Annotated in this window: 4 protein-coding genes; 2 read left to right on the plus strand and 2 right to left on the minus strand. The window is 67.9% G+C overall.

The window, feature by feature from the left end:
- Positions 1 to 937, minus strand: a 937-nt coding sequence (locus AC3WRR_RS35930) for a Bug family tripartite tricarboxylate transporter substrate binding protein (RefSeq protein ID WP_492299555.1), incomplete at its 3' end; no start/stop codon positions are given.
- A gap of 57 nt (positions 938 to 994) precedes the next feature.
- On the minus strand, positions 995 to 2,515 hold the full coding sequence (locus tag AC3WRR_RS35935; protein ID WP_439669759.1) for a class I adenylate-forming enzyme family protein: 1,521 nt from the start codon (positions 2,513 to 2,515) through the stop codon (positions 995 to 997).
- A 344-nt stretch (positions 2,516 to 2,859) separates the two neighbouring features.
- On the opposite strand from AC3WRR_RS35935, the gene AC3WRR_RS35940 reads away from it, so the two are divergent.
- Both AC3WRR_RS35940 and AC3WRR_RS35945 read left to right on the plus strand, forming a co-directional pair.
- Complete coding sequence (locus AC3WRR_RS35940; protein ID WP_010813959.1) at positions 2,860 to 4,053, plus strand: acyl-CoA dehydrogenase family protein; 1,194 nt, start codon at positions 2,860 to 2,862, stop codon at positions 4,051 to 4,053.
- A 13-nt stretch (positions 4,054 to 4,066) separates the two neighbouring features.
- Positions 4,067 to 5,194, plus strand: coding sequence for an acyl-CoA dehydrogenase family protein (locus AC3WRR_RS35945; RefSeq protein WP_492299556.1), 1,128 nt, complete (start codon positions 4,067 to 4,069; stop codon positions 5,192 to 5,194).
- Positions 5,195 to 5,234 lie beyond the last annotated feature (40 nt).

Here is a 5,234-nt window from a genome sequence, read left to right on the forward strand (position 1 = left end):
CACCCCACAACGCCAGCTCCCGCTGAATCCGATCTCCCAGCGCCTTCGGCGTGCTGATATTCACGTCATACCCCCCAGCCGTCATCCGTTGCCGGAAAGCAGCATCCTCCCCAACCGCCTTCTGCGCCTTGACCAGCTTGTCCACCACATCAGCCGGCAGCTTCTGCGGCCCCACCAGCGCATACCAGCCAGTCAGGTCATAGTCCTTCTGGCCAGACTCGATCATGGTCGGCACGTTCGGCAATGCCGGGTTGCGGGTCTTCGACGTGACCGCCAGCGCCCGCACCTTGCCGCCATTGATATGCCCGATGGCCGTGCCGGTAATATCGAACATGAACGTGACCTTGCCGCTCATCACGTCAGCCATGGCCGGCGCATTGCCCTTGTACGGCACATGCAGCATCTTCACGCTGTTCATCTGAGCCAGCAATTCCGCCGACAGGTGGTTCGATGCCCCAATGCCGGCCGAGCCGAACGAGACCCCCTCAGGATGCTTGCGCGCATAGTCGACCAGCTCGCCCACGTTCTTCGCCGGGAAGTCCTTGTTCACCAGCAGCACGTTGGTGTAATCGGTGATCAGGCCGATATAGGTAAAGTCCTTGACCGGATTGAAATTGACCGAGTGCTGGATCAGCGGCGTCATGGTCATGGTCGGGCTGGCGACGAAATACAGCGTGTAGCCGTCCGGCGCCGCCTTGGCGGTCATGTCGGCGGCGATCGCGCCGCTGGCGCCCGCGCGGTTATCCACCACCACCGGCTGCTTGAGCACGCGCCCGAGTTGCTCGGCATAGATGCGCGCGGCTGTGTCGACCGGGCCGCCGGGCGCGTAACCCACCAGCAGCTTGATCGGCCGCGACGGGTAGGCGTCGGCGGCCCACGCCGCGCCCTGCAGCAGCAGCGTGGCGGTCAGGGCTGCCAGTGTCGTCCATGTCTTCATTATTGTCTCCTCCAGGTATGGCTGATATTGCCCGGGGCCGGCGGGCCCGGCGGGCGCTTAATCGAGCATGGCGCGCAGCGGCTGCTTGAGCAGCTTGCCGCTCGCCGTGGTCGGAATCACGTCGACGGGGCGGACCTCGGCCGGGCGCTTGTACGGGGCCAGGCTCTCGCGCAGGTAGGTGTCCAGCGCCTTGCGGTCAAGCTCGGCGCCGTCCTGCATTTCAATGAAGGCCACCACTTCCTCGTTGCCGTCGCCGGTGGTGCGTCCGACCACGGCCGACTGGCGCACGCCCGGGAAGGCATTGATCACAGACTCGACCTCGATCGGGTAGACGTTGAAGCCGGAGCGGATGATCAGGTCCTTGGAGCGGCCGGAGATAAACAGCGCGCCGTCGGCATCCAGGTAGCCCAGGTCGCCGGTATTGAGCCAGCCGCCGGGCAGCAGCGCCTCGGCGGTCTGCTCGGGGTTGCGGTAGTAGCCCAGCATCACGCCCGGGCCGCGCACGCGGATCTGGCCGCGCTCGCCGGCGGGAAGCAGCTTGCCTTCGGCATCGGTGATCTCGATCTCGACGCCTTCGACGATATAGCCGGCCGAGCAGTCGGCGCGCGGGGCTTCCATGCGCGTGATGAAGAGCGAGCCGGCGTATTCGGTGATGCCGTAGCCATGGTGCAGCGCCTGGCCGAACAGGGTTTCGACCTCGCGCTTGAGCGTGGGGTCCAGCGGCGCGCCGCCGGTATAGAGGTAGCGCAGGCGCGGATAGGCGCCGGGCTTCGCGCCGACGGTGGGCGCCACCGCCATGATGCGCGTGAACATGGTCGGCACGCCCTGCAGGATGGTGACGCCGGGCGATGCCAGCGACTCGAACACTTCATTGGCGTCGAAGCGCGGGCGCAGGAACAGGCTGGCGCCCGCATACAGCGTGGCCATCAGCACCGTGGCAATGCCGAAGATATGCGACATCGGCAAGGCGCCGTAGGCCACGTCGGCCGGGCCCATGTCGCGCGAGGTGGCAGAGATGCGCGCAAACTGGGTCAGGCCCGCATGCGGCACCATCACGCCCTTGGGCGCGCCGGTGGTGCCGGAGGTATAGATCAGCGTGGCGACGCTGCGGGCCAGCCCGGCCGGCTCGCGCTGCGGCGCGGTGGCCGCGCGCACCACCCGCATGCCAGCGTCGAACACCGGGCAGCCGGTGGCCTGTGCGCCCAGCCGCTCGCCGTGCGCCGCGGCCACGTCGGAGACATGGCCGGTGAACAGCACCAGCGCCGGCTGCGCATGATCGCGGATATTGTCGATCTCGCGCGCGGACAGGCGCGCATTGACCTGGATCGGCCAGGCATGCAGCAGGCTGCTGGCGAACAGCGTGACCACCATCTCGTTGCAGTTCTCGCCGACCACCATCACGCGGTCGCCCTCGCCCACGCCCCGCGCCGCCAGCCAGTCGCGGGCGGCCTCGATGCGCCGCCACAGCTCGCCGTAGCTGATGACGGCGCCGTTCTCGTGCAGGCACGGCGCGTCGGGCGTCTGCGCGGCCCAGTAGCGGGGGATGTCGTGGATGTATTCGGGGCGGAAGGAAGACATGGTGCTGGTGGGTCTCTCGATGCAGGCTGACTCGGATATGCGGCGGAATACACCCGGCCACATGAAACTGGCTGCATCAGTTTGCTGCAAGCCCCGTGCCGCAGCCATTTGGAATTCACTAAGGCCGTGTTCGTCAACGCCACTGGCCAGCCGCAGTTCGCCCCGCCACCACCCGGCGCAGGTGGTTCCGCCTCCACGAAGGACGGCTTTATCATTGATGAAGCAAAGAATCGCGCCCGGCCCCTACAATCGGCCGGCACAGTGAGGGCCGCCGCTTTGACGCACTGCACAACCAGACAGGGCAAGAAGCGCCGCGCGGCCCGCGTACCACAGGGGACATTCAGATGGATTTGCGTTTCACCGCCGAGGAACAGGCCTTCCGCGAGGAGGTCCGCGCATTCGCGCAGGCCAGCCTGCCGGAAGACATCCGCAACAAGGTTCTCAACCACCAGCGCGTGGAAAAGGACGACTACATCCGCTGGCACCGCATCCTGCAGGCGCGCGGCTGGGGTGCGCCGACCTGGCCCAGGCAATGGGGCGGCACCGGCTGGACCGCGCTGCAGCGCCTGATCTTCGAGATCGAGACCTTCCGCGCCGGCGCGCCGCGCCTGCTGCCGTTCGGCCTGACCATGATCGGGCCGGTGCTGATGAAGTACGCCAGCCCCGAGATGCAGCAGCGCTTCCTGCCGCGCATCCCCAATATCGACGACTTCTGGTGCCAGGGCTACTCCGAGCCGGGCTCGGGTTCCGACCTGGCCTCGCTGAAGACGCGCGCGGTGCGCAAGGGCGACAAGTACATCGTCAACGGCCAGAAGACCTGGACCACCATGGCCCACTTTGCCGACTGGATCTTCTGCCTGGTGCGCACCGACCCGGAGGCCAAGGCCCAGGAAGGCATCTCGATGCTGCTGATCGACATGAAGTCGCCCGGCGTGACGGTGCGCCCGATCAAGACGCTCGACGGCGGCCATGACGTCAACGAGACCTGGTTCGAAGACGTGGAAGTGCCGGTCGGGAACCTGGTCGGCGAAGAGAACCGCGCCTGGACCTATGCCAAGTACCTGCTCGGCCATGAGCGCACCGGCATTGCCGGCATCGGCCACTGCCACCGCGAGCTGCGCCTGCTCAAGCACTACGCCAGCCAGGCCACCGACGGCGCCGGCCGCCCGCTGATCGAAGACGTGCGCATGCGCGACAAGATCGCCCGCGTCGAGATGGACATCATGGCGCTGGAAATGCTGCTGCTTCGCGTCGCCACGCAGGCCGCCGGCACCCCCGGCCCCGAGGCCTCGATCGTCAAGATCCGCGGCTCCGAGGTGCAGCAGGACCTGGGCATGCTGATGATGGAAGTGGCCGGCCCCAACGCCTGGCCGTATTCGCCGGACTGGCTTGAGCCGGGCGCGACGCAGCCGGTGGCGGGCCCTGACTGGGCCGCCCCTGCCGCCTCCACCTACTACGACATGCGCAAGACCTCGATCTACGGCGGCGCGACCGAAGTGCAGAAGAACATCATCTCCAAGATGATCCTGGGTTTCTGAAGGGATAGCTGACATGGACTTCACCTACAGCGAAGAGCAACAGATGCTGGCGGACAGCCTGCGTCGCTTCATCGATACCGAATACACCTTCGAGGCCCGCCGCAAGAGCGCGCGCGCAGGCGAGAGCCTGGATCGCGACGTGTGGAACAAGCTCGCTGAAATGGGCGTGCTGGGCCTGACCGTGCCGGCCGACTTCGGCGGCTTCGGCGAAGGCCCAGCCAGCCAGCTGGTGGTGCAGCGCGAACTGGGCCGCGGCCTGGTGCTGGAGCCGGTCACGCCCAGCGGCGTGATGGCCGCGGCCATCCTGGCCGCCCACGGCAGCGCCGCGCAGAAGGAACAATGGCTGCCCGCGATCGCCTCGGGCGAGCGCATCGTCACGCTGGCCTACCTGGAGCCGACCACCCGCTACCGCCCGGAATCGGCCCGCGCCAGCGCCGAGCGCAGCGGCGACGGCTACGTGCTCAACGGCATCAAGAGCGTGGTCTGGCACGGCGCCGCCGCCGACGCCTACCTGCTGACCGCGCGCGTGGCCGGCAGCAATGAGATTGCGTTGTTCCTGGTGCCGCGCGACAGCAAGGGCCTGGGCGTCACCGCCTACCCGACCGTCGACGGCCTGCGCGCCGCCGACCTGTCGCTGCAGGACGTGACGGTGCCGGCCAACGCGCTGGTGGGCCAGCCCGCCGACGGCCTGGCCGCGCTGGGCGTGGGCCTTGAGCACGGCGTTGCCGCGCTGTGCGCCGAGGGCGCCGGCGCCATGGAAAAGCTGATCGAGATCACCGCCGAGTACCTGGGCACGCGCCAGCAGTTCGGCAAGCCGCTGGCCAGCTTCCAGGCACTGCAGCACCGCATGGCCGACATGCTGGTGCAGAAGGAGCTGGCACTGTCGATGGCCTACGTCGCAGTCCAGGCGCTGGACGAGGCCGATCCCGCCGCGCGCCGCCGCATGCTGTCCGCGGCCAAGGTGACGCTGGCCCGCGCCGGGCGCTTCGTCGGCCAGCAGGCCGTGCAGCTGCATGGCGGCATGGGCATGACCGATGAGCTGTCCGTGGGCGACTACTTCAAGCGCCTGACCATGCTGGACCAGTTGCTGGGCGACAGCGACTACCACCTGCAGCGCTTCGGCGAAGTGATGGAAGCCTGACCCTGGCTGCGGCCGCTGGCCGCATGCTGGCGCGCGAGGC

Source organism: Cupriavidus sp. FW305-3-2-15-C-LB2, from assembly GCF_058787575.1.